General features: G+C 44.5%; 16 protein-coding genes. 6 read left to right on the top strand and 10 right to left on the bottom strand.

Translation table 11 applies throughout. From position 1 onward, the window contains the following. Window positions 1-145: 145 nt before the first annotated feature. The 4 genes from gcvT to BN8899_RS04490 all read left to right on the top strand — a co-directional run bounded on the left by gcvT (window position 146) and on the right by BN8899_RS04490 (window position 4838). Entirely contained in the window at window positions 146-1243 is a 1098-nt protein-coding gene (gene gcvT, locus BN8899_RS04505) for a glycine cleavage system aminomethyltransferase GcvT (protein WP_065218734.1), read from the top strand. A 224-nt stretch (window positions 1244-1467) separates the two neighbouring features. Beyond that, complete coding sequence (gene serC / locus BN8899_RS04500; RefSeq protein ID WP_065218733.1) at window positions 1468-2541, top strand: 3-phosphoserine/phosphohydroxythreonine transaminase; 1074 nt, start codon at window positions 1468-1470, stop codon at window positions 2539-2541. Window positions 2542-2644: 103 nt separating this feature from the next. Continuing rightward, on the top strand, window positions 2645-3562 hold the full coding sequence (locus BN8899_RS04495) for an NAD(P)-dependent oxidoreductase (RefSeq protein WP_065218492.1): 918 nt from the start codon (window positions 2645-2647) through the stop codon (window positions 3560-3562). Between the two features lie 25 nt (window positions 3563-3587). After that, window positions 3588-4838: a DUF1015 domain-containing protein gene (locus BN8899_RS04490; protein WP_065218491.1), complete on the top strand. Its 1251-nt coding sequence runs from the start codon at window positions 3588-3590 to the stop codon at window positions 4836-4838. 33 nt (window positions 4839-4871) lie between these two features. On the opposite strand, the gene BN8899_RS04485 is transcribed toward BN8899_RS04490, so the two are convergent. From BN8899_RS04485 to BN8899_RS04470, 4 genes are read right to left on the bottom strand one after another with little or no spacing between them, the layout of a single operon-like run. After that, window positions 4872-6212: an ABC transporter permease gene (locus tag BN8899_RS04485; protein WP_065218490.1), complete on the bottom strand. Its 1341-nt coding sequence runs from the start codon at window positions 6210-6212 to the stop codon at window positions 4872-4874. After that, entirely contained in the window at window positions 6209-7132 is a 924-nt protein-coding gene (locus BN8899_RS04480; protein WP_065218489.1) for an ABC transporter ATP-binding protein, read from the bottom strand. The genes BN8899_RS04485 and BN8899_RS04480 overlap by 4 nt, the downstream gene beginning before the upstream one ends. Before the next feature lie 45 nt (window positions 7133-7177). Further along, window positions 7178-7492: an acyl-CoA carboxylase biotin carboxyl carrier protein subunit gene (locus tag BN8899_RS04475; protein ID WP_065218488.1), complete on the bottom strand. Its 315-nt coding sequence runs from the start codon at window positions 7490-7492 to the stop codon at window positions 7178-7180. A gap of 17 nt (window positions 7493-7509) precedes the next feature. Then, window positions 7510-9054: an acyl-CoA carboxylase subunit beta gene (locus BN8899_RS04470; RefSeq protein ID WP_018339692.1), complete on the bottom strand. Its 1545-nt coding sequence runs from the start codon at window positions 9052-9054 to the stop codon at window positions 7510-7512. Between the two features lie 307 nt (window positions 9055-9361). Between BN8899_RS04470 and BN8899_RS04465 the strand changes: the two genes are divergently transcribed. Both BN8899_RS04465 and BN8899_RS04460 read left to right on the top strand, forming a co-directional pair. Then, window positions 9362-14107 carry a translocation/assembly module TamB domain-containing protein gene (locus tag BN8899_RS04465; RefSeq protein WP_065218487.1) on the top strand — a complete coding sequence of 1582 codons (4746 nt, stop codon included), beginning with the start codon at window positions 9362-9364 and terminating at the stop codon, window positions 14105-14107. After that, window positions 14088-16415, top strand: a complete 2328-nt coding sequence (locus BN8899_RS04460; protein WP_065218486.1) for a translocation and assembly module lipoprotein TamL — start codon at window positions 14088-14090, stop codon at window positions 16413-16415. The genes BN8899_RS04465 and BN8899_RS04460 overlap by 20 nt, the downstream gene beginning before the upstream one ends. Before the next feature lie 433 nt (window positions 16416-16848). Here BN8899_RS04460 and BN8899_RS04455 read toward each other — a convergent pair whose 3' ends face one another. The 6 genes from BN8899_RS04455 to glpB all read right to left on the bottom strand — a co-directional run bounded on the left by BN8899_RS04455 (window position 16849) and on the right by glpB (window position 24168). Beyond that, window positions 16849-17817 carry a hypothetical protein gene (locus tag BN8899_RS04455; protein WP_065218485.1) on the bottom strand — a complete coding sequence of 323 codons (969 nt, stop codon included), beginning with the start codon at window positions 17815-17817 and terminating at the stop codon, window positions 16849-16851. 38 nt (window positions 17818-17855) lie between these two features. Continuing rightward, window positions 17856-19007, bottom strand: a complete 1152-nt coding sequence (locus BN8899_RS04450) for a porin (RefSeq protein ID WP_065218484.1) — start codon at window positions 19005-19007, stop codon at window positions 17856-17858. Between the two features lie 48 nt (window positions 19008-19055). Beyond that, complete coding sequence (locus tag BN8899_RS04445) at window positions 19056-19997, bottom strand: HAD family hydrolase (RefSeq protein ID WP_018339697.1); 942 nt, start codon at window positions 19995-19997, stop codon at window positions 19056-19058. A 5-nt stretch (window positions 19998-20002) separates the two neighbouring features. Further along, window positions 20003-21343, bottom strand: a complete 1341-nt coding sequence (gene glpT, locus BN8899_RS04440) for a glycerol-3-phosphate transporter (RefSeq protein ID WP_018339698.1) — start codon at window positions 21341-21343, stop codon at window positions 20003-20005. A 339-nt stretch (window positions 21344-21682) separates the two neighbouring features. After that, window positions 21683-22903, bottom strand: coding sequence for an anaerobic glycerol-3-phosphate dehydrogenase subunit GlpC (gene glpC / locus BN8899_RS04430; protein WP_065218483.1), 1221 nt, complete (start codon window positions 22901-22903; stop codon window positions 21683-21685). A gap of 8 nt (window positions 22904-22911) precedes the next feature. Then, window positions 22912-24168 (bottom strand): glycerol-3-phosphate dehydrogenase subunit GlpB, encoded by a 1257-nt coding sequence (gene glpB / locus BN8899_RS04425; RefSeq protein ID WP_065218482.1) that lies wholly within the window; start codon window positions 24166-24168, stop codon window positions 22912-22914. Between the last annotated feature and the right edge of the window lies 1 nt (window position 24169).

The following is a 24169-nucleotide window of genomic DNA, read 5'->3' as shown; positions in this document are numbered from 1 at the left end:
GGAATGAGAGTATAGCGATTTAAATCATCGCGAGCGGGAAATAATATTTTTAGAGAAAGGGTGGGCAGGATGAATAAAAGTTATAACTTTGCGGAGCGTTATAGTTAATAGTATAATAATATGAATATTTAAGCGAAAAATAATGATGAAAACTACTCCATTTACACATTTCCATGAGGCGTTGGGAGCAAGAATGGCTCCGTTTGCCGGATACAATATGCCTATAGAATACACGGGTATCAAGGATGAGCATAATACGGTCCGCGAAAAGGTGGGGGTGTTTGATGTTTCTCACATGGGTGAATTTTGGGTGAAAGGTCCGAAGGCTTTCGAGTTGGTGCAGAAAGTTACATCTAACGACGTGGCAGCCCTTACGGATGGCAAAGTACAATATAGTTGCTTCCCGAATGAAACAGGTGGTATCGTGGACGATTTGCTGGTGTACCGTTTCAGTGCCGAGAAATATTTGCTGGTAGTGAATGCCGCGAATATCGACAAGGATTGGGCATGGTGTACCAAATGGGCGAAAGAATTGGGTATGAATTTGGAAACGGATTTGGAAAACGCTTCCGAAAATATCTGCCAACTTGCCGTTCAAGGGCCGCTGGCATTGAAAGCTATGCAAAAATTAACTTCGGCTAATGTAGTGGATATGGAATATTACACTTTCCAGGAAATCCCGTTTGCCGGGGTTGAAAAAGTTATTTTCTCCACGACGGGGTATACCGGAGCAGGCGGATGCGAGATTTACGCTTACGTGAAAGATGCCGAGAAAATTTGGAATGCGGTATTCGAGGCTGGCGCCGAGTTCGGTATTAAACCTTGCGGGTTAGGTTCTCGCGACACGTTGCGTCTGGAGGCAGGTTTCTGCCTGTACGGTCATGAAATTGATGACGACCATTCTCCGATTGAAGCCGGATTAGGCTGGATCACGAAGTTCGTGCCGGGAAATGATTTCATCAATCGCGCTTATCATGAGAAATTGAAAGCAGATAAACCGACTCGTTACATGAAACCGTTTGAACTTCAAGATAAAGGTATCGCTCGCCAGGGATACGTGATCGAGGATGCGGAAGGAAACGAAATCGGGGTCGTTTGCTCGGGTACTGTTTCCCCGTGGACAGGGAAGTCAATCGGTACGGGATACGTGAAGAGCGGTTTCCATAAATTGGATTCCGAGATTTTCATCCGGGTAAGAAATAAAGCTTTAAAAGCGAAAATTGTCAAAACCCCGTTCTTTTAGTCGGGTGCTTTTGAGCTGAACGATACAAGGCACCCGCTTCCGGGTGCCTTTTGTCTTTTAAGGTACAAAAACGTTTTCGAAGGACGGAAGTTGTTGATAATAAGAAAGTAATAAAAGCGAATAAAAATTACGGAAAAAAGTCTTTTATACCGACTTATTTTGCATCTTTGCAACGTGATTATAAACAAGATTTTAGTATTAATTATCTATTAAATATTTTAGAGATGAGAAAACACATTTTTAATGCCGGACCTTGTAAATTGCCGGATTCTACATTGGAAAATGTATCAAAAGCAGTACTTGAGTTTGGTAACACGGGACAATCTATCATGGAAGTGTCTCACCGCTCTTCTGATTTTCAAGCTGTTTATGATGAAGCTGTAGCTTTATTCAAAGAAGTATTGAACATTCCGGAAGGATATTCAGTTTTGTTCTTGGGAGGTGGGGCTAGTATGCAATTCTGTATGATTCCGTTCAACTTCTTGAATAAAAAAGCTGCTTACGTGAATACTGGTACCTGGTCAACTGCCGCTATTAAGGAGGCTAAAATGTGGGGTGAAGTAGAGATCGTGGCTTCTTCCGAAGCTGATGGTTTCACTTATTATCCGGAGTTCACGATCCCTTCTGACGTGGATTATATGCACATTACTTCTAACAACACGATCCGCGGTACGGAAATCTTCTATGATCCGACTTCTCCGGTGCCCTTGATTTGTGATATGTCATCAGACATTTGCAGCCGTCCGGTTGACGTGTCTAAATATGCCATGATCTATGGTGGTTGCCAGAAGAACCTCGGGCCTGCCGGTGTTACTTTCGTGATTATCAAGAATGATTTCTTGAATAACGTGGTTGCAGATAGAATGATCCCGACTATGTTGAGATACAAGACTCACGTGGATAAAGAATCCATGTACAATACTCCTCCTTGCGTGAACATCTTCGGAGTTAAAGAAACTTTGAAATGGGTTAAAGCTATGGGTGGCGTTGAAGCTATGGAGAAATTAGCTATCGAAAGAGCTGATATGATCTATGCTGAATTGGAAAGAAGTAAAGTATTCCGTCCGGTAGTGAAAGAAGGTTCTCGTTCAAGAATGAATATTCCTTTCTTGTTAAGAGAAGGGTTCGAGTCATTGGAGAAAGAATTCCTTGATTTTGCTAAATCCAAGAATATCGTGGGTATCAAGGGACACCGTTCAGTAGGCGGATTCCGCGCTTCTACTTACAATGCTTGTACAATTGAGGACGTGAAGGCTTTGGTTGCTGCAATGCAAGAATTTGAAGCAAAACATATTTAATTACTGACGGTTTACGATTTTGGCTCGATGATGGTATTCACTTCGTGAATGCGATTCTGAGCCAGAATCGTAAATCTTTTTTTACATTAAAAATAGAAATATCATGACTAAAGTATTGATTGCAACAGATAAACCGTTTGCTCCGGTTGCTGTAAATGGAATTCGTGAGATCGTTGAGGCTCAAGGATACGAATTGGTATTATTAGAAAAATATACTTCTCAGGACGAGTTAATCGCTGCCGTGGCTGACGTTGACGCTATGATTATCCGTTCAGACAAAGCCACGAAAGAAGTGATCGAGGCTGCCAAGAAGTTGAAAGTGATCGTTCGCGCTGGTGCCGGATATGACAATATCGACTTAGCTGCTTGTACCGCTCACAACGTGGTTGCCATGAATACCCCGGGACAAAACTCAAATGCTGTGGCAGAGTTGGCTTTCGGTATGATGGTGTATATGGCTCGTAATTTCTATAACGGTAAAGCCGGTTCCGAGTTGAAAGGCAAGAAAATCGGTATTCATGCTTACGGGAATGTGGGACAGAATGTAGGTCGTATCGCTCGTGGTTTCGGGATGGAAGTGTATGCTTTCGATCCGTTCATGACTGACGAACAAATCAAGGCTGCCGGTGCTACCCCGTTACATTCCGCTGAAGAAATGTATGGTATGTGCCAATATGTTTCTTTGCATATCCCGGCAACGGAACAAACCAAAAAATCAATCAATTATGATTTGTTGAAGAATATGCCGAAGGGTGCCGTGCTGGTAAATACCGCCCGTAAAGAGGTTATCGACGAAGAAGGTTTGGGCAAATTAATGGAAGAAAGAGCTGATTTCCACTATATCACTGATATAGCTCCGGATTGCGAATGCTTCAATAAATTTGAAGGTCGTTTCTTCGCTACCCCGAAAAAGATGGGTGCTCAAACCGAAGAGGCTAACGTGAATGCCGGATTGGCTGCCGCTCGCCAAATCGTGAACTTTATCGAGAAGGGTGACGAGAAATTCAGGGTAAACAAATAATCAATTTTAAATCTAAAATCAATATATGGCAATAGTAAAACCATTTAAAGGATTGCGTCCCCCAACCCAAGAGGTGTGTGAAGAGTTGGCGTGCTTGCCTTATGATGTGATGAATTCGGAAGAGGCCGCGCAAATGGCTGCAGGCAAATCCCGTTCATTATTACATGTTACCAGAGCGGAAATTGATTGTCCTGCCGGAACGGATATCCACTCGGAAGTTGTTTACAACAAGAGCGTGGAAAACTTCAATATGTTCCAGGAAAAAGGATGGTTGGTGCAAGACGAGGAAGCTAAATTTTATATTTACGCCCAAACGATGGACGGAAGAACACAATACGGTATCGTGGGTTGCGCGGCTTGCGAGGACTACATGAACGGTATTATCAAGAAACACGAGTTGACTCGTCCGGACAAGGAAGAGGATCGTATGATCTTGACCCGTTACGTGAAGGCTAATTTGGAGCCCGTGTTCTTTGCTTACAAGGCTGTGCCGGAGATTGACGCTATCGTTGAGGATATCGTGAAGAACCGGAAAGCGGATTACGATTTCGTGGCGGAAGACGGTTTCGGTCATCATTTCTGGGCTATCAACTGCCCGGATACCAACAAACGCCTGGAAGAATTGTTCGCCACGAAAGTTCCTTTCACGTATGTTGCCGACGGACACCACAGAACAGCTGCTGCCGCTCGTATCGGCGCAGAGTTCAGTGCGAAGAACCCGAACCATAACGGAACGGAAGAGTATAATTTCTTCATGGCTGTTCACTTCCCGGATCATCAGTTGAAGATTATCGATTACAACCGCGTAGTGAAAGACCTGAACGGTTTGACCGAGGCTCAATTGTTGGCTAAATTAGGCGAACATTTCACGGTAGAGGATATGGGTACGGAGATTTATCATCCGGCTAAATTGCATGAATTCAGCATGTATTTGGATGGAAGATGGTATAAATTGACCGCTAAACCCGGAAGTTACGACGATAACGACCCGATCGGGGTATTGGACGTAACGATCCTTTCCAACCACGTGTTGGCTGACATTCTTGGCATTCAAGATTTGCGTACTTCCAAACGTATCGATTTTGTCGGTGGTATCCGCGGATTGGGCGAATTGAAACGTCGGGTTGACAATGGCGAAATGAAAGTAGCTTTTGCTTTGTATCCCGTTTCTATGGAGCAATTGATTAATATTGCCGATACCGGTAATATTATGCCCCCGAAGACAACTTGGTTCGAGCCGAAGCTTCGTTCAGGTATGGTTATCCATAAAATCTGATAGAGATAAAAAAAGCGGCGAAAGCCGCTTTTTTTATGCCTTGTATCTAAGCCATTTGTAAAGTTCTTTCCAGGTGACTTTCTTCCCGTACATGAGAATTCCCACCCGGTAAATCTTGCCGGATAACCAAGTGAAGAACAAGAACGAGGCAATTAGCAATGTCATCGAAGTTATGATTTCCCATGCCGGCACCCCGAACGGGATACGCACGAGCATCACGACCGACGAGGTAAACGGGATGAGTGAACTCCAGAATACCATGGGTGATTCGGGATTTTTCATGGCAGCAATACCGATGTAAAGGGCAACGACTAATATAATCGAAAGCGGAGTCATGAATTGCTGGGAATCGGTTTCGTTATCCACGGCAGCGCCAATGGCGGCAAAGAGGGAGGCGTAAAGTAGATACCCTCCGATGAAATAGAAAAGGAATGCAGCCAGGAATTTCATGATAAACATGGGATCAATGGTCTTTGCCAGATTCTGTATCACTTCCAGTTGTTTGGTATTTATTGCCGAGTCTTGGGCGAACATCGAGAGATCGCTGGCGTTTTTCAAGGCTTCCAAATCGAGGTTGGGCATAAACAAGGCTTGAAAGGCGATCATGATAATCCCCCCGAGTACAATCCATATCAGGAATTGTACGAGTCCCACGGCAGCGACGCCGATGATTTTACCCAGAAGGAACTGGAACGGTTTCACGGAAGAGATGAGTACCTCTATAATCCGGTTTGTCTTCTCCTCGATCACGCCTTTCATGACTTGCGAGGCGTACATGAAAATAAAGAAATAGATGATCATGCCGGCGACTAGCCCGATGATGGAAGTGATCTCGGATGAACCTTCCTTTGTGTCCCCCTTGTCCGTGATTAATAGTGTTCTAACGAGTACGGGTGTTTTTGCGGCTGCCAGTTCTTCCTCGAGATTGGGAACCTGACTTTTGGCTATCACTTCGGCACGTTTGACATTTTCTATATATTGGCACAATTGAGCGGCTAATTCGTTCTTTAATTCCATGGGTACCTGTGATGTTGAGAACACGGGAATTTCCGCGCAGGTCATTACATTTGCCGGAATTCGGGTGATGGCGTAATAATCGTTTTTTTTCAGGAACTCGGCATAGTCGCTTTCCGGTATATTTTGATCGAGATATTGGAAGGTTGTATTGTTGATTTTTTGAAACGGTGTTTCAAGGGGCGATTCGTTGATCACCGCGATGGTTCTTTGCTGTGTGTCATCGCGTAATAGCATCCACATTAGGAATGCATAGAATAGGGCAAATAGGATCGGAACAAAAATAGTAACCACCAAGAATGTTTTCTTGCGTACTCTGGTGGAAAATTCCCGGCTTATGATGATGAATATCTTGTTCATGATAATTGTTCCTTTACGAGTTTGATGAAAATGTCGTTCATGCTGGGGATAATCTTTTGGTATGAGATAATATCCGCTTGGGGTAAAACTCTGGATAGAAGAGTGTTTGTCGAGCAGTACGAGTTTTGTCGTAAAATAATATCTTGGCGTTCGCCTTCGACACGCTGGGATACTATCTCGAATTCGTTTCCGACAATTGTCCCCGGGTCGAATCCCGGGTTGTAACGGCAACTTAGTTGATACGTATTGTTGGCATATTTCTCCCGGATTTGGTTGATCGGTCCCTCGATAATTTTACGCGATTTGTTGATTAGGGTGATGTGGCTGCAAATCTCTTCGACGGACCCCATGTTGTGGGTCGAGAAAATGATAGTTGTCCCTTTTTTGCGAAGTTCCAGTATCTCTTTCTTTAATAATTCCACGTTAATCGGGTCGAAACCGCTAAAAGGTTCATCGAATATAAGTAATTCCGGCTCGTGCAACACGGTCGTGATGAACTGTACTTTTTGAGCCATGCCCTTGGAAAGTTCTTCAACCTTTTTGTCCCACCATGTCTCGATGCCGAATTTCTCGAACCACATTTTCAGCCGGGTGACGGCTTCGCTCTTGCTGATGCCTTTCAATCGCGCGAGATAGACGGCTTGTTCCCCGACTTTCATCTTTTTATAGAGTCCTCGTTCCTCTGGAAGATACCCGATACGATTTACGTCGGTCGGTTTCAAGTGTTCGTTTCGGAAGAAGATTTCACCCGAATCGGGAGCTGTGATTTGATTGATGATACGGATCAATGAAGTTTTACCGGCACCGTTCGGACCTAACAAGCCATAGATAGAACCTTCCGGGATATTGATGGAAACATCGTCCAATGCTTTGTGGTTAGCGTATGTCTTGACAATGTTTAAAGCTTTGAAAAAACTCATATTCGTTTAGTAAGCAAAGGCTGCCGAAGGGGCAGCCTTTGAGGTTTATTTAATTTCAAACATTAAAGCGTCTTTCGGGAGTTTGTCGCCTTTGTTCACGTGAACTTTGGCGATGCTACCGCTTATGGGAGCCAAGATCTTGTTGTGCATTTTCATGGCTTCCAGGAGGCATAACAGGTCTCCGGCTTTAACTTCTTGACCTTCTTTCACGTACATTTCGATAATTGAACCGGGTATGTGCGTGGTGACGATTCCAGGATCTGGTTTTTCCCATTTCTTCCGGTTGATAAATTTCTCCGTGAATTGGGTTTTGTACTGCAATCCGTCAATTTCTAACAAGTCATATTTTGGTGTACTCATCGTGGTATAATTTAAGATTAAAATGGAGGAATACCATGTTTCTTTGCCGGTGTTAATACCGACTTGTTGCTGGATACCTCGATAGAGTGTTTCAAAATTTTCCGGGTTTCCTCGGGTTCGATGACAGAATCGATATACCCTTTGGATGCTGCCACGTAAGGATTTGCGAATTTCTCACGATATTCGGCAACTTTGATTTTCCGCATTTCTTCCGGGTTTTCGGCAGCCATAATCTCTTTCTTGAAGATAATATTGGCGGCTCCTTCCGGACCCATTACGGCGATCTCTGCTGTCGGCCACGCGAACATGAAGTCTGCTTTCAAGTGACGGGAGTTCATGGCGATATAACCACCTCCGTATGCTTTTCTCAAGATAACCGTGATTTTCGGTACGGTAGCCTCGCTGTACGCGTAAAGTACTTTTGCCCCGTGACGGATAACGCCCATGTGCTCTTGCTCTACTCCCGGCAAGTAACCCGGCATATCCTCGAAGGTCACGATCGGGATATTGAAGGCATCGCAGAAACGGATGAAACGTCCGGCTTTATCCGAAGAATCGCAATCCAATACTCCGGCTAACACGGAAGGTTGGTTTGCCACGAACCCGATGGTTTCTCCGTCGATACGTCCGAATCCGACCACGATATTCTTTGCAAATTCCTGTTGTATTTCCAAAAAGTCCGAATCGTCGGCTACGGCACGGATAATATCTCTCACGTCGTAAGGTTGTGTCGGATCGGAAGGAATAATCTTCTCGATCTTGTATTCCGGTCTTGGCGGTTTGGATGGGAATGGTTTGGCCTTTGCCTGATTGCTCCACGGGATGAACGTCAGCAATTTTTTGATCTGCTCGAAACATTCATATTCCGAGTGAGCGAAGAAGTGCGCGTTGCCGCTGATTTCACTATGTACTCTTGCTCCCCCGAGTTCCTCCATGGTCACCACTTCACCGAGAACGGTTTTTACCACTTCCGGTCCCGTGATAAACATTTTAGAGATATTGTCCACCACGAACACGAAGTCGGTTAAGGCGGGTGAATAAACTGCACCTCCCGCACAAGGACCCAAGATGACGGATAATTGAGGAATAACCCCGGATGCTTGTGTGTTACGGAAGAAAATTTCCCCGTATCCTGCCAGAGAGTCAACACCTTCTTGGATACGTGCACCACCCGAGTCGTTGATCCCGATCAGAGGCACCCGCATTTTCAAGGCGTGATCCATGATCTTGGTGATCTTACGCGCATGCATCAATCCTAAAGAACCACCGGCAACGGTGAAGTCTTGTGCGTAGATACACACGGGTTCTCCGTAAATAGTTCCAGTTCCGATGATAACACCGTCACCATGCAGAACCTTTTTATCCATGTCAAAATCTTTTGACTGATGCTCAACGAACATGTCGTATTCATGGAAAGAATCTTTGTCGAGAATTGCTTCGATACGCTCCCGGGCTGTCAATTTTCCCATTGCAGCTTGCTTCTTAATAGCCTCTTCGCCACCACCTTGAAGAACAATCTCTTTTCTCTTTCTTAAATCAAGAACATTTCTTTTTAGTGACATAAGTAATAATTTATGTTTGTAAATGATAGGTTTCAACCAAAATAGAATCCCACCTACCCAAGCTGCGAAATTACGAAAAAAAATGGAGAAAAAAACACTTCCGGATTAATCTTCAAAACGGCTTCTATTTGAACCGTTTTTGCTCTGCTTTTCGTAACACGGGGCGAGTTTCAGCCGTAAAATCAGCATTCCATTTTAAGGGAGTGGTGAGGGAAGGGTGGGTGAGGAGTTTTCCTTATAGCTCGTGGGATTTAAAGAAATAATTGTAGTTTTGTAGTTGGTTTACAATCTCCGAAATGAAGATATAATGAAGAGTTTGCACAAGATTTTTAAATATATACTTAGGGTAATGCTGGGGCTTTTGGCTCTGGTTGTGCTTGTGATGGTTCTCCTGTATATTCCCGGGATACAGAATTTTGTGAAGGGGAAGGCGGAGCAATACGTGGAGCGCAACATGGGGATGAAGCTATCCGTGGGGAGAGTCTTATTGAAATTTCCCCTCGATTTGGCGGTAGAGAAGATTTATTTTGGGAAAACGGAACAGGATACTATGTTGAGTGCCGACTTGATTCAAGTAAATGTAACTTTAGCGAAATTACTAAAGAAAGAGATTGAGGTGCGGCGCCTTGTGGTAGAAAATGCAGCTTTGAATTTCGGGGATTCCCTTTCGGGCATGAAGATGAAAGTTGCTGTTCATGAACTGAACCTTCGGGTGGATCGGTTGAATCTGGCGAAGCAAGAAGCTGATATACCTATGGTTTCTTTGCGGGGAGGGATTGTTGCCATGCACTTGGGAGAGAGCCAACCGGACACGACGGAGGCGGGGGAACCGGTACGTTGGAAATTTAAAGTAGGTGAAGTCGTACTGGATAGCATTGATTACGTGATGAATGGATTGCCCATGGGGCAAATGCGGGTGGGCATAGGTGAGGGACGTTTGAGAGGGGCGGAGATACAACTCGGGGAACAGACGGTTAACTTGGATTCGATACGATTGACACGGGGATATTGTGAATTGTTGACGGAGAGTGATAGCACGTCGACGGAGGGAGAGGTCATTCAAGATACCATGTCGAGTGTCCCGTGGGATGTATACGCGGGAAGCGTGGAATTGGCTGATTGTCGTTTTTTGATGAAACCCCGTGGCATGATGGTTTCCGAAGAAAGATTCCCGGAAGCCATACGGTTGTCGGCACTTTCTTTACAGGTGGATAGCGTGTTTAACCGGGGAACGGAGATTGCCGCTATCGTGCAGCGGTTACGGGTGAAAGAGGGAAACGGGCTCGATTTGCGTAATTTGTCTTGTCGGGTAAATGTGGGAAGCGATAAATCCAAAGTTTCCGACTTGTCTTTGAAAACGGCTTACAGCCAAATAAAAATGAACTTGCAGGCGGGTAGCGGGCTTACGGATTTCGGAATGACTACACCGCTGCAATTATCGGTGAACGGAACGGTTGGCGGTAAAGATATACTGCTGTTTATGCCAGACACGAACGGGATGATAGAAGCATTTCTGCAAAATAAAACTTTTTCTCTTGCCGGATTATTGGACGGGGCGATCGATCAATTGAATATTAACCATTTGAACGTGGGTGCCGGGGACGATTTCCTGTTAGAAAGTAAGGGAAAGGTTTCTTCCGTGACGGATATGGAACAGATGATTGCGGATTATCATATGACCTTGACCGTGCGGAACGGGCGTTTCTTTGAACCCTTCCTGGCGAGTGGCGGGGAGGCTGGTTTCGTTGTGCCGGATAACCTGACGATGAATGCCGACTTGAAAATGGCAGACCAGACGGCACGAGCCGAGGTGGAAGTAAAACCCCGGGAAGGAAGCCTGAATGTGATAGCCGGATACGGATTGAAGGATGATTCTTATTATACCGTCGTTCGGTTGAGGGAATTTGCCTTGGATGAGTTTATGCCAAAGGATTCGCTGGGGGAAGTTACGGCAACCCTTTCTGCCTCGGGGAAAGGGTTGGATTGGAAAACTGCATCGGCTAAGGCGAACTTGGTATTGACAGTATTGCAGTATAACGGTTATGATTACAAGGACCTTACGCTAAACGCTACCATGAAGGAGAGGGCGTTGAATGGTGAATTGAGAAGTGCCAACAAGGAATTGGATATGGATATGAAATTCCACCTTGTTGCGGAAAAGGATGGGTATAAAGCTAAGCTGGAAAGTGATATCCGGAACGTGGATTTGAAAGGTTTGCATTTTATGACCGAAGACTTGGCTTTCTCGTTGGGATTGAATCTGACGGGAGTGTTGAATGCGGACAGTACTTCTTCCTTGAATGTCGACTTTTCAAATATTATTCTGAAAGATACAGGAACCAGGCAATTGGGTGATTTGAACCTATCATTCGCGGGAGAACGCGGTCGTACCCGTTTGGGGGTAGATGCTGGGGATTTAAGTATAAAGTTTAACGGGGAGGGGAATGGTTACTTGCTGGCGGACCAATTTGCCAAAGCGGGGGCGTTGTTGTCCGAACAGTTGGCGAAGCGTGATTTCAACATGGAACAATTGGATGAATTGTTACCGAATTTTCGATTGACGATAACTGCCGCCCAAAAGAATATATTGAATAGTTATTTGAAAAATAACGGGATGCGTTTCAAGCGTATCGGGCTTGATTTGGAAACGGGGGCTGCCTCTCCTTTTAAAATGGATGTCGGGGTGTACGGTTTGGATATTGAGGGCTTCGTGATGGATAGCATACTGATGGATGCTTACGGGCAAGGGGTGGCATTACGTTATGCCGTGAATGTGTTCGGGGCAAAAGATCAGTTGGAAGTCTTGTCGCAATTCACTGTAGAAGGGTTTGCCGAACACGATCAAGTAAATGTACGCCTGCGGGAACGGGAAAATAAGGACGGGGAAATTTTTAATATCGGGGCGAATATCGCTTTCCAAGATAGTGCCTTTAGCGTAAGCATTTCTCCCGATCCTCTCGTGTTGGGATACGTGCCTTGGCAAATAAACCGGGGAAACTTCATCCGGATAAAGCAAGGCGAGATTCCGGCTGCAAACTTGTTGTTATTGAGTGAGGACAAGCGGATTCGGTTGGTTTCAGAACAAGGAGTTAACCAAGAGCCTGAATCTCTCGTCGTGGATATAAAAGCAATAGACCTCGGGCATATATCTAAAGTGTTGACTTTTATCCCGGATATGTCCGGGTTGTTGGGAATTGATCTGCAAATGCATAGTAAAAATAAGGTGATCGATGTGGGGGGAAATATCACGGTCAATGAATTTAATTACCAGCAAGAACGAATCGGGAATCTGGATATGGGGATACAGTACAAGTTGTCGCAACAGACACAACACGACGTTGATTTCACCTTGTCCGTGGACGGGGTACAGGCACTGTTGACTCAGGGAAAAGTGATGACCGGGGCGGACGACCAGAATATTGATTTGAATATTGGCATACCGGAACTTCCTCTACGGTTAGCGGGAGCCTTTACACCGCCGGGAATGATTCGCTTGGGAGGAAATATGGTAGGTGCTTTCCGGATCAAAGGTAGTATGAATAATCCCTTGATAAACGGAAGCTTGTCTTTCCGGGATGGGGAGGTGGAAGTACTTCCGGTAGGGACGACCTTTAAAATAGATACCTCTGCCATTAAAGTACAGAATAATTTATTGGCATTTAATCATTTCGGGTTGATAGCCCCGAATAAACAGCGTTTGGAATTACAGGGGAATGTTGACTTCGCTTCTTTCTCGACGATCAAAATGGATGCCTCTGTTTCCGCTCGTAATTTTCAAGCCATGAAGGTCAAAGAGAACACGGAAACGATGGTTTACGGGCAATTGTTTGTCGATGTGTCGGCAACATTGAAAGGCATATTGGACGACTTGAAGATTCGAGGGAATATTAATTTGTTGGATAACAGTGAGGTGTACTACACGTTGAAATCCTCGCCCCTCTCGGTGACCGACCGGAGTGTTGATCTCGTGCGTTTCGTTTCTTTCCGAGATAGCACAGAAGTGGCGGAAGAGGACGAGTTGAAACAAATCCATACGATGAGTTTGGATTTGCTGATGTCCGTGAATATAGCTCCATTGGTAAATCTTAACGTGTTGTTGTCTGCGAACGGGCAGAACCGGGTTTCTATCAACGGGGGCGGAAGCCTGACTTACACCCTTAGTCCGGTAGGAGAGAGTCGCCTCGTGGGACGTTATGTGCTTACGAGCGGAATCGTGTCTTATGGGCTTCCGGTGATCGGGCAGAAGGATTTCACGATACAGGACGGAAATTACGTGGAATGGACGGGTGATTTGGCGAATCCCACGTTGAACATTATGGCTGCCGAAACAATTTCGGCAAGCGTGACGGATGATAGCCAGAAGTCACGTCTGGTGAATTTCAAGGCAATCATACGTATCACTAGTACGTTGGAAAAGCCGGATATTACTTTTGACCTTGCCGCTGAAGGCGATATAACGATACAGAATCAGTTGGCGGCAATGACGCCGGAGGAAAGATCGCGGGAAGCCATGAACATGATGATTTACGGTTCATACTCGGGACCGGGGACGGTGGCTAAATCAAATGCTTCCGACAACGCTATTAATAATTTCGTGGAACGGGAATTGAACCAGTGGTCGAGAAAACATCTGAAAAATATGGATTTGACGTTCGGCATCAATACTTACAATCAGGTATCGGAAGCGGGCGAATCGAAGAAAACGGATTATTCCTATCAATTCTCGAAACGTCTGTTCAATAACCGGGTTCGGGTGAAAGTGGGGGGACGTATTTCCACGGATAACGACCCAGCGGCAGGTGGGGTGGAGGAAAATTTGGTGGATGACATTGCCGTCGAATATTTGTTCGGGAAGAATCCGAATTTCTTTCTGAAGATATTCCGGCACACGGGATACGAGAGCGTGTTGGAAGGTGAAGTAACCCAAACGGGTATCGGTGTCGTGTTACGGAAGAATTTCCAGAAGTTCCGTGATATTTTCCGGCGGAAGAAAAAAGCAAAGGTGGAATCGAAAGAAACACAGCAAACAGAGTATGAAAAGTCTGATAAATAGAATATATATACTTGTAGCTGCAGCTTTGTTGCTATTGAGCGCATCGTGTTCGCAGACCAAAAAACTGGCGGAAGGCGAAGTCTTGTACACCGGGGTAAAAAAGATGAAAATAGAAACGGCAGAAGGCGTGAAGCTGGAAGGAGCGCAGAGTTCGGCTATTTCCAGCCCTTTGTCCTATCCCCCGAATAATCCCTTGTATGCCCCTTACGTGCGTTCCCCTTTCCCTGTCGGGTTGTGGGTGTATAATTGGAATATCAAGAAAGAAAAGGGTCTTAAATACTGGTTGTACAAGAAGCTGGCAAAGAAACCGGTATTAATATCCGACGTGCAGCCCGAATTGCGCTTGAAAGTGGTGGATAATGCCGCCAAGGATTATGGATATTTCGGAGTGGAAGCAAGTTACGAGATTATCCCGAACAAGCGTAACCCGAAAAAAGCCAAGATCAGCTATCACGTGAATATCCCTAAGCCTTATATGTTCGGGGATATTGCATTTTGGGGATGGAAGGGGCGTATGGATAGCCTGTTGCAAAGGACGAAACAACGCTGTCTTTTGATAAAAGGAACAGAATACAGTGTCTACGCGATGGAAGATGAGCGGGCACGTATTACCCAGTTACTGAGAAATAACGGTTATTATTATTTCCAATCGGACTATATCGAGTTTCTGGCCGATACGACGCGGGAGAAGCGGGTGGCGGATATTCGTGTCGCCTTGAAACACGGGGTTCCGGCTATCGCTTTGCAACCCTATAAAATCGGTAAAGTGGAGTTGGTACTGGAAGAACCCGACCAGTCGGGAACTCCCGATTCGTTGTCTTACAAGGAAATCAACGTGAAATACATGAAGCCCTTGGGAGTTAAGCCGAAAGTCTTGGCTCGCTCGATGCACTTGTTGCCCGGGAATACTTATTCGTTCCGTCGGCAGAACCGGACACAGACAAGTCTGGCACGTCTGGGAATCTTTAAATACACGAACGTGGACGTGACCCGGACGGATACGGCTAAAACGGAAGAGTTCGGGAAATTGAATTTCGGTATTAACGCCGTGTATGATTTGCCGATAGAAACAGAGATTGAACTCGATGTATCCTCGAAGTCCAATAATTTACTTGGACCGGGATTGATTTTTAGTATTACCAACAAGAATTTGTTTCGGGGAGGCGAGAATCTTTCGTTCAAGCTGAATGGCGCCTACGAGTGGGAAGTCGGGGATAAGCAGGGGAATTCCAAATCCGGATTGATCAATTCCTACGAATTAGGAGTGAATGTCGCTTTGTCGTTGCCACGCCTGCTGGTACCTAATTTCTTGAAAAGCACGAAGGATTTTACCGAGCGCACGCATTTTCAAGTGGGAGTCGATTTCCTGAATCGCCATACTTTTTTCCGGATGATTTCGTTCACGGGAGCCACGAGTTATGATTTCCAATCTTCATACCGGGTGTATCATAGTGTTACTCCATTGAAAATCAGTTATACCCATTTGTTGCGCACTTCTTCGGAATTCGATGAAACGATGGAGAACAATCCGGCAATCGCAATGAGTTTCAAGAACCAGTTTATTCCATCCATGTCTTATACTTACACGTATGACCGGGGGGCAACTTCCCGTAACCCGAACCGCTTCTACTGGCAGAATATGTTGATGTCGGCGGGAAATATATTGTCGGCTATACAATATCTCTCAGGAAATCACAAAGGGGAAGGGAAAACGATATTTGGGAACACTTATTCTCAATTCTTGAAAGCGACTTCCGAAGTAATTGTCTATCGTAAATTAACCGAAAATTCTTTGATCGCTACCCGGTTCATGGGTGGAATAGGGTATGCCTACGGGAATTCGGAGGTGATGCCTTATAGCGAGCAATTTTATATTGGGGGTGCCAATAGTATCCGGGCATTCACAATTCGTTCTATCGGACCGGGAAGTTATCATCAAAAAAGTGATAACAAAACGGCGTATCTCGACCAGACCGGAGATATTAAGCTGGAAGGAAATATAGAGTTGCGTTTTAAAATTGCGGGAGATTTGAATGGAGCGGTTTTCTTGGATGCCGGCAACGTATGGTTGTTGAGAAATGATTCCAAACGTCCTGGTGGTGAATTCAAGCTGTCCGGTTTGCTAAAAGAGATCGCTTTGGGAACCGGCTTCGGCTTGCGTTACGATATTGGTTTTATCGTCATTCGCGGGGATTTGGGGGTACCTCTGCACACTCCTTACAAGAATCCGGACAAACATGGATATTATAATATTCCCAAATTCTGGAACGGGTTGGCATTCCATTTGGCTATCGGTTACCCGTTCTAGAATAACAGCAGGAATCATCTATATATTTGTCGTATTCATTCCGATATACGGTGTTTATATTTTTGTACCCTTGTTAAGTAGAGGCGGGTGAAATGTGTTGGAAGAAAAGTGGTATTGTTGTTGATGAAAGTCATTTAATTGTAATATTAGAACATTTTAATTTGTACTTTCTTTATATCATCTCCTATTCAACTCCCATTCAACTCCCATTTATCTCCTATTATAAAGGTATATAAATAGAAAATTAATTGGAATTAAATAAAATTTGACAATACTGAACTATATGATATGATTATAATTAATTCTTAGAAGATAACTGAACAGGGCAGAAATTGATATCGAAAAAGAGAGGAAAACAGGAACGGCCTAAAAAAGAAGACTGCCCGAGCGTGTCGGACAGTCCCCCGTTGTTTGAAATTATTAACCCCGAAAACTATTTTACTTTTTCGTAGATGTAAAGTTCGTGAATTTCTCCGGTGTAACCTTCTTCTTTGAACGGACCTTGTGACATACCGAGAACGATCAAGGTACCGCGGTTGTTCAATACTACTAAGTCGTCATTTACCGGGTCGATAGCAAGACCTTCGATCTCACCTGCACGGCGGAAATCACTCATTTCACGGAACAATTCAACTCTTCCTGCTTTTGCACCGGCAGCGATTTTACCTTTACGCATTACAGGTTTTCCGTTTTTGTCAAGTTTCACACTGAAAGGAGTTTCTTTTACAACTTCAGTACCATCTTGCAAACCGGTGAAGTGTACTTCAGTGATGTCGGCAATGTAGATGTTGTCAGGAATGTTGTACAAAGACTCACCATCATCAGAAGTGAAAAGCATTTTACCATCAGCGATGAAAATACCTTGACACCAGTACGGTGTAGGACGGCATTGCATTTTCGTGTAGTATTGTCCTGTTTCAAGGCTATAGCAATATACATAGCGGCTATCCACCCAGTCAGACATCCAAACCATATTCTTCTCACGGTCAACAGCAAGACCGGATACCTCTACTTGTCCTGATTCCGGTGACCAGGGAAGATCGCGTTTCCATTGTAAAGTTTCTGCATCATAAATTGATACGGCGATATTGTAACCGCGTCCGTATTCGAATTTCTCGATACCGCAATAGATTTCTCCGTTATAAATGTCTATATCACCGAAGTGATTGGCAATTTCGGGATGTCTGAATGGTTGGTCGTTCTTTGCAACGATGTTACCTTGCTTGTCGTATTTGTAAAGAACTTTCGTGTCCGATACGTAATAATAATTGCTATCGATAGCAATACCTTGGCGTCCTGCCACGGGAATCACTTTTTTCAAACGATATTCGCTCCCTAGATGTTGTGCACTTGCGGCGATACCCATTAGAAGTAGTGCCACTACAAATAATAACTTATTCATACTAAAAATATTTAGGTTATTAATAAAGTTTTTTATAATTAGAATTTAAGCAAGCACATGATTTGCAAGCTGTTTCCTGTTCCCTTGTCTACCTTGTCGGTGTAGTCGGAAATGATGTAGTTTAATTGGAATTTAACATCCTTGATCAGTTCGTAAGTACATCCAATAAGATAGTTGTCTTTGTTGTTTGCGGAAGTTTTGTTAGCCTTGTCACGATACATATCATAACGTACTACAGGGATGAATTTGCCGAATCTGTAAGCTGCAAGAGCGTAGAAACCATCTTCGTCAACATTAGCATCATCACTCTTGATGTGACCGTATTCTGCACGAATGTCAAGACCATTCGGGTCATAATACCAAGCACCCGTGATAATGCGGTTCATAGCCTGATAATTTCCTACTACAGTACCTGCATTAAGTTGTTTGTATTCACCCCAGTTATAGCAACCAATAATACGCAATTTCTCGATAGGGCGAACGGTGATACGACCTACAAAGTCTTTAGACTTGTTATCATCGTTCAACGTCGGAAGATAACCGTTCGTCAATGATAATTGATAGCTCAAATAGTTGAATTTTTTGTCTTTACTCGGGAGGAAATCTCCGTAAGCCATGATACCGAGATCACGACCGTAGTCGATCAAATTCGGGGTAGACACGGCATTGCGGCATACCATACGATAACAAATGTTTGAGAAATCGACCGTCTCCAAAGTAGCGGGAGAAATGTCATAGTTCTCGAAACCTAGTGGCAAATAGTATTGACCGGCACGGAAATGCAATGCAGAAGTGATATGTGCATTAACATATGCATCCATAACCGTGATTACTTTTTTGGCGTAAGCGGTTCCGTCCGTTGATCCGGAGAAGCACTCCAATTGGGCGCGGAAATCGAATGTCTTTGAAACTTGTTTGTCAATAATCAAACGCATACGTTTCAACTGGAAAGATGATCTGTTGTCGCCATTCTTGTCACCCCAGTTGTAACCTGTTTGGATATAGCCGGAGAATTTAGGTAATAAAGAAAGGAGTTTATTTACTTTTTGGGTAAGTTCTCCGTCATTCGCTTGGGTAGCTTCTCCTGTTGCTTTAGAAGTTCCGTCGTTTTCGGCTTTAGCCCATGTAGACGTGCATACTAGAAGAGCACCACACAAGATTAACACGTTTAATAAATAACTTTTTTTCATAACAATGTTAAATTAAGTTCATGTAAAATATAAATATTCTTCTCAGAATTAGTTTTTAGGGTTGCTTACATTCTCTCTGATTCCCCATTCGCCCGTGTGGAAACGTACTTTCGGGTTTCTCACGTCGTTGCATCTGACAATAAGAGCTCCTTCCTTTTCCCAGTACGATTTCACTGTTTCACCGTGCATCGGACCGTCTTCCGGGCCGCGTACCGTCTTGTCGTCCGGGTTAATTACGATCTTCAGACCACAGGACTGGTTCAACATATCCATGTCGCCCCGGCTATTGCCACCTACTACCAACGGGCGGGTTTTAATGAATGTCGGAATAACGTTGGCTTTTCCGTCGTCTTGAGGTATCGGGAGCACGATTTCGTTGGTTAATACTCCGTCAACTACGACAGACTTCATCCCGAGAATATTCACATCAGGGATTCCCAATTCCTCTGATAAAAATTTTTGGTATAAAAACTCGGGAGAAGCTGTCAGTATCCAAATTTCAAAACCATATTCTTTCAAATTTGCAAGAAACTGTTTCATCTCCGGGTAGAATTTCCCCTGGTAGGATTCCACGTAGCAATCGTATCCTAAATTAGCTACGGCTTCGGGAGTCATCCCGGCAAGGAAATGCGCACGGTCTTCCACGTAGACTTTTCCCACGTTATCTCCATTCTTCACCATCCGGTTCAGAATTGCCATTTTCTCTTTGGACACTTTGTCATTCTTGCCCTTGTAGTTTTTGTCGGCATAACGGTATAAGGCTTCGTCTGCCAGATAATGGGGTACTTGTCCGAACACGGTGCCATCCCCGTCGAATACGGCGACTTTACGGGTCTTCATGGTTAAGGTCGTATTCAAGAAAGTTTCGATGCGGTCATTGACTTCTTTTGACCATCCCTTGATCTGACGATAGGTTTGTGCAGATATGCAAGGGGTGAAGAATAGCATTACCAGAACGATAACGCTACTCGTTAAAAGTTTCTTTTTCATGTTTGTTACTTTTTGTTTTTAACCAAATATTGTTCTTCCTTGTAAGTAAAACTGATGAAAATAAACGATAGTGCGCACGCGATTAGCAGGGCAATGAAATTGCCGTTCCATCCCCACTTTTGCACGATGTATCCTAAACCGATATTTGCTAATAAGGCAGTACCGAAGAAGTACCCGAAGAATCCCGTCAGGCCTGCCGAAGTCCCGGCAGCTTTCTTGGGAGCTAAATCCAAGGCGTGAACCCCGATCAACATAACCGGTCCGTAAATCAGGAATCCGATAGCAATCAGACAGATACTGTCCATGAGCGGAGTCTTGCTGAACTGCCAGTACACGACTACAAACAAGGCTACGAGAGCCATGTAGATCATGGTTGTTAATGCCCGGCGACCCTTGAATACCTTGTCACTCAACCAACCGCAAATGATGGTTCCCGGGATAGCTGCAAACTCGTATGAAAAATAAGCCCAGCCGATTTCTCTGATGTCATAACCTTTGGCTTCTTTCAGGTAGGTCGGAGCCCAGTCGAGAACCCCGTAACGTACCATATAAATGAATGCGTTCGCGATGGCGATAAACCAAAGTATTCTGTTGTTTAGGACGTATTTGAAGAAAATCTCTTTAGCTGTCAATTCTTCTTCTGATTTGGCACTGTAATTTTTGGGGTAATCGTTACGATATTCCTCGATAGGGGGAAGACCACAAGATTGTGGCGTGTCGCGAATAAGCGCGTAAGCAATAACAACGATAATCAATGCCACCACGGCAGGAAACCAGAATGTTCCGGCTTGCCATGAACCGAACCAAGTCAACCCGATGGCAGCCATGGGACCGATTGCCGCACCTCCCACGTTGTGGGCGCAGTTCCAAATAGACATTTTCGTACCTCTTTCGTTATGGGAGAACCAGTGTGTCATCACGCGTCCGCAAGGAGGCCAGCCCATTCCTTGGAACCAACCGATCAGGAATTGCAGGATAAACATGGAAACGATAGAAGAGATACCGAAGCTTGTTCCTAACAATAAGGTTGCTAATGCCGAGAGAGTTAATCCTAAAGGCAAGAATTTGCGAGCGCTACTCCGGTCGGAAACTCCACCCATAAGAAATTTGGAAAGACCGTAAGCGATGGCGTTTGCCGAGATAGCCACTCCCAAAAGTCCTTTGTCGAAGCCCATCTCGTTCAAGTAGGGCATTGCCAGGGCAAAGTTCTTTCTAACAAGGTAGTAACCTGCGTATCCTATAAAGATACCGATGAAAACTTGCCACCGTAGACGATTGTACGTGTGGTTGATTTCTTCTTTTGGAAGTAAAGGCTTGTGAGGCTCAGGTTTCAAAAAATTCCACATGTTATTAGATTTTATTTTTATAATTATTAATCAAGTACACTTTTGTATATATTGGATTTTAAAAGTATCCGGAAGTCAGGAAAAGGACATTTCAATATGGCAATATTTTTCTGCTCCATTTGTTCTTGTTTTTATGATCCTCTATTTTTCCTTGAATCGAATGAATTCGAAAACGTTTTCTTTCTTATTCGTAATAAATATCTTTCAATTCACAACAAAAATAGGAATATTGATTTTTAAATCAAAATAATTTTCAATAAAATTACGTTTTCCTTTTTATTTTATTTTCCTTGTTTTTGTAATAAAAACATTTTACACTTTAGAGTGATGACGCGCGTGTCATTCTAAGGCGTTGGCTAATATTGATATAGGATGCTCGCATCGTTTTGATGTGGACATTTCGATTTGCCATTTACAGGTTTCGCAATCGGTGACTACCACATCGAAATCGCAATTTTCTATCTGTTTGAACAGGGAAGCCCCGATGTCTTGTGATGTCTTGTAGTTCTCTTTCTTGAAACCGTAAGTGCCTGCTATTCCGCAACATTGAGAGTCTAGTACGGTCAGTTCAATGTTCGGGATGAGTTTCAGCAACTCGATGGAGTAATAAGACCAGCCCAATTTTTCCATGTGGCAGGGGGTGTGATACGCCACCTTGATTTTTTTCTCGCCCTTCTTGAAATTCAATTTTGCACTTTGTTGACTAAATAGACGATAAATGTAACGTGTTGCTAATTCGATCTGATCTCTTACATCGTCATTCTTCACGTCCAAAAGGTGAGGATATTCATCCCGAATCGTGAACGTGCACGTGGACGAGGTGGCTATTACCGGAATCTTCTTTTCGAGTACGGACTTTCGAATCGAAGCAATATTTGTTTTGGCTTGTTTTTTTGCTTGGTTGATGAAGCCGTTGGAAATTAATGCCACCCCGCAACACTTCTCTTTTTCCAGCAATTGTACGCCAAAACCGAGGGCGTTCATCACTTTCACGAGATCTTTTCCCAGTTGTGGATTGTTATAGTTTGCGTAGCAACCGTGGAAATAACTTACTTGCTTGGGATAGGCGGCTTGTTTTGCGGCTTGTTTTTTATACCATCCCTCGAACGTCCCGAATGAATATTTCGGGAATGTACGGCGGTGGTCGATTTTCATGACGCCATCAAGAATCGCCTTCACGGGTTTCAAACCTAATGTGGTGTTCACGATCGGGGCGAACGGGGTGGATAGTGTCCCCACTAAATCCGTGTTCGCTAGGATGAAATCACGTAATGTCGGTTTCTTCTCGCTATATTTAATGCGGGCGGCTTGTATGATGTCGCCGATCCTCACGTTGGAAGGGCATGCCACCTCGCATCGTTTGCAATTGATGCAATATTTCAGCGATTCGTCATAGAAGTTGAATTTCTTCAAGCGCAGGCGTTCCCCGTCCGGTCCTGCCTGTTTAGGACCCGGGTAATCCGGGTTGACGGCTGCCACGGGGCAGTAGACTGTACACACGGTACATTTGATACATTGCTCGAAATTGTTGTCGCTTATATTGTGTTGTTGTAGATTCATAACTTCTTCTATTTACTTGAAATTCTATCTGCTACATACAATGCACTCAGGATGGAAACTCCAGCCCCGCATCCTTCCTTGATGGCATTAAAGCCTTCCAGTATCGCTCCTGATATATAAAGATTCTCGATAGCTTCTCCCTTGTATAGCCCGCGGAAATCTTTGTCCGTCCTGACCCCGAAGGTTTGGTAGGGTTGTGCGGCAAACGCATTCCGGTCATACCATTGTTCCCGGTTGGACGAGAAGGTAACGTCCAGGTCGAAGATCGGTTCGTAAACTCGCTCCGTGTCGGCGATTAGTCCCTGGCTGAAATAACTTCCCGTTGCCAAGATTACATTTTTGCCCGAGAACGGTATGTCCCCGTGGTTGTTCGTGTAAATCCGGCTGATCCGGTTGTCTTCTTTTTCTGCTCGTATCACGATGTCCCCGAGCATGAAAACGCCTCCCGCTTCCTGGAATCGGGCACGTAGTTGTTGTTGTACCTGTATGCCCGGTACGGAAGGGGGAAGAGTTGGCAATAAGCAGATCGGTTTCCCGATTTCCTTTTGGAGGTATGTCACGGCGTCTTTCCTGCTCAATCCCACGATCGCCGGGAGGGCGATGATTTCGCAATCCCCATTTTCAGCCTTGATTTGACGGGCGAACTCATCTAGATTCTCTTGGTTGTCAAATACCCTGGCGATATTCACGGAACGCATCTCTGTCGGATTCTTCCGTAAGTGCTCCAGGGCGGGAAAATTAATTAAATGGGTGGTGCAAGTGGTGCCTATTTTAGCCAATTCATCAACGATGAACTGGGTGTAAAAATCAAGAAAGCCCGTTACGTTGAAGATGCTTATTTTCTTCCATGAAATCCGATCAGCGTTTTCTCCTTGCATATGGTCTTCCAAGGTAAGCCATGTCGGCTTTAGCGTACCCATCGGGGTCATACGGAAGTGATTCTTTCGGGCGTCGCCTTTCACGGAAATTCCAACCTCTTTCAGAAAATTCTCCGCCTCCTTTGCTAGTTGGGAAAACTTGTTGCTTCCTAATTTGGTGTAAGGATGTGTGGGTGCTTGTTTTGCCAATTCTTCGATCGCTTCGATCGGGTTGTTCACGCTATTTCCGTCCGGTAATGTGTTCAGTAGGTCGAAAGAGCCGGATGAAAAATGTAAAGCACTTTGCCCGGAAGAAATGATAGCACAGCGTTGTCCTTGTTTTGACAAGCGTATTCCGGAAATTAAACCGGACAGACCGCCACCGATGATAATAGTATCAAATTTCATA

The organism is Butyricimonas sp. Marseille-P2440, from assembly GCF_900091675.1.
GTDB classification, from domain to species: domain Bacteria; phylum Bacteroidota; class Bacteroidia; order Bacteroidales; family Marinifilaceae; genus Butyricimonas; species Butyricimonas synergistica.
Note: the sequence above shows the minus strand (reverse complement) of the source record. Positions and strands in the feature narration are given on the sequence as shown.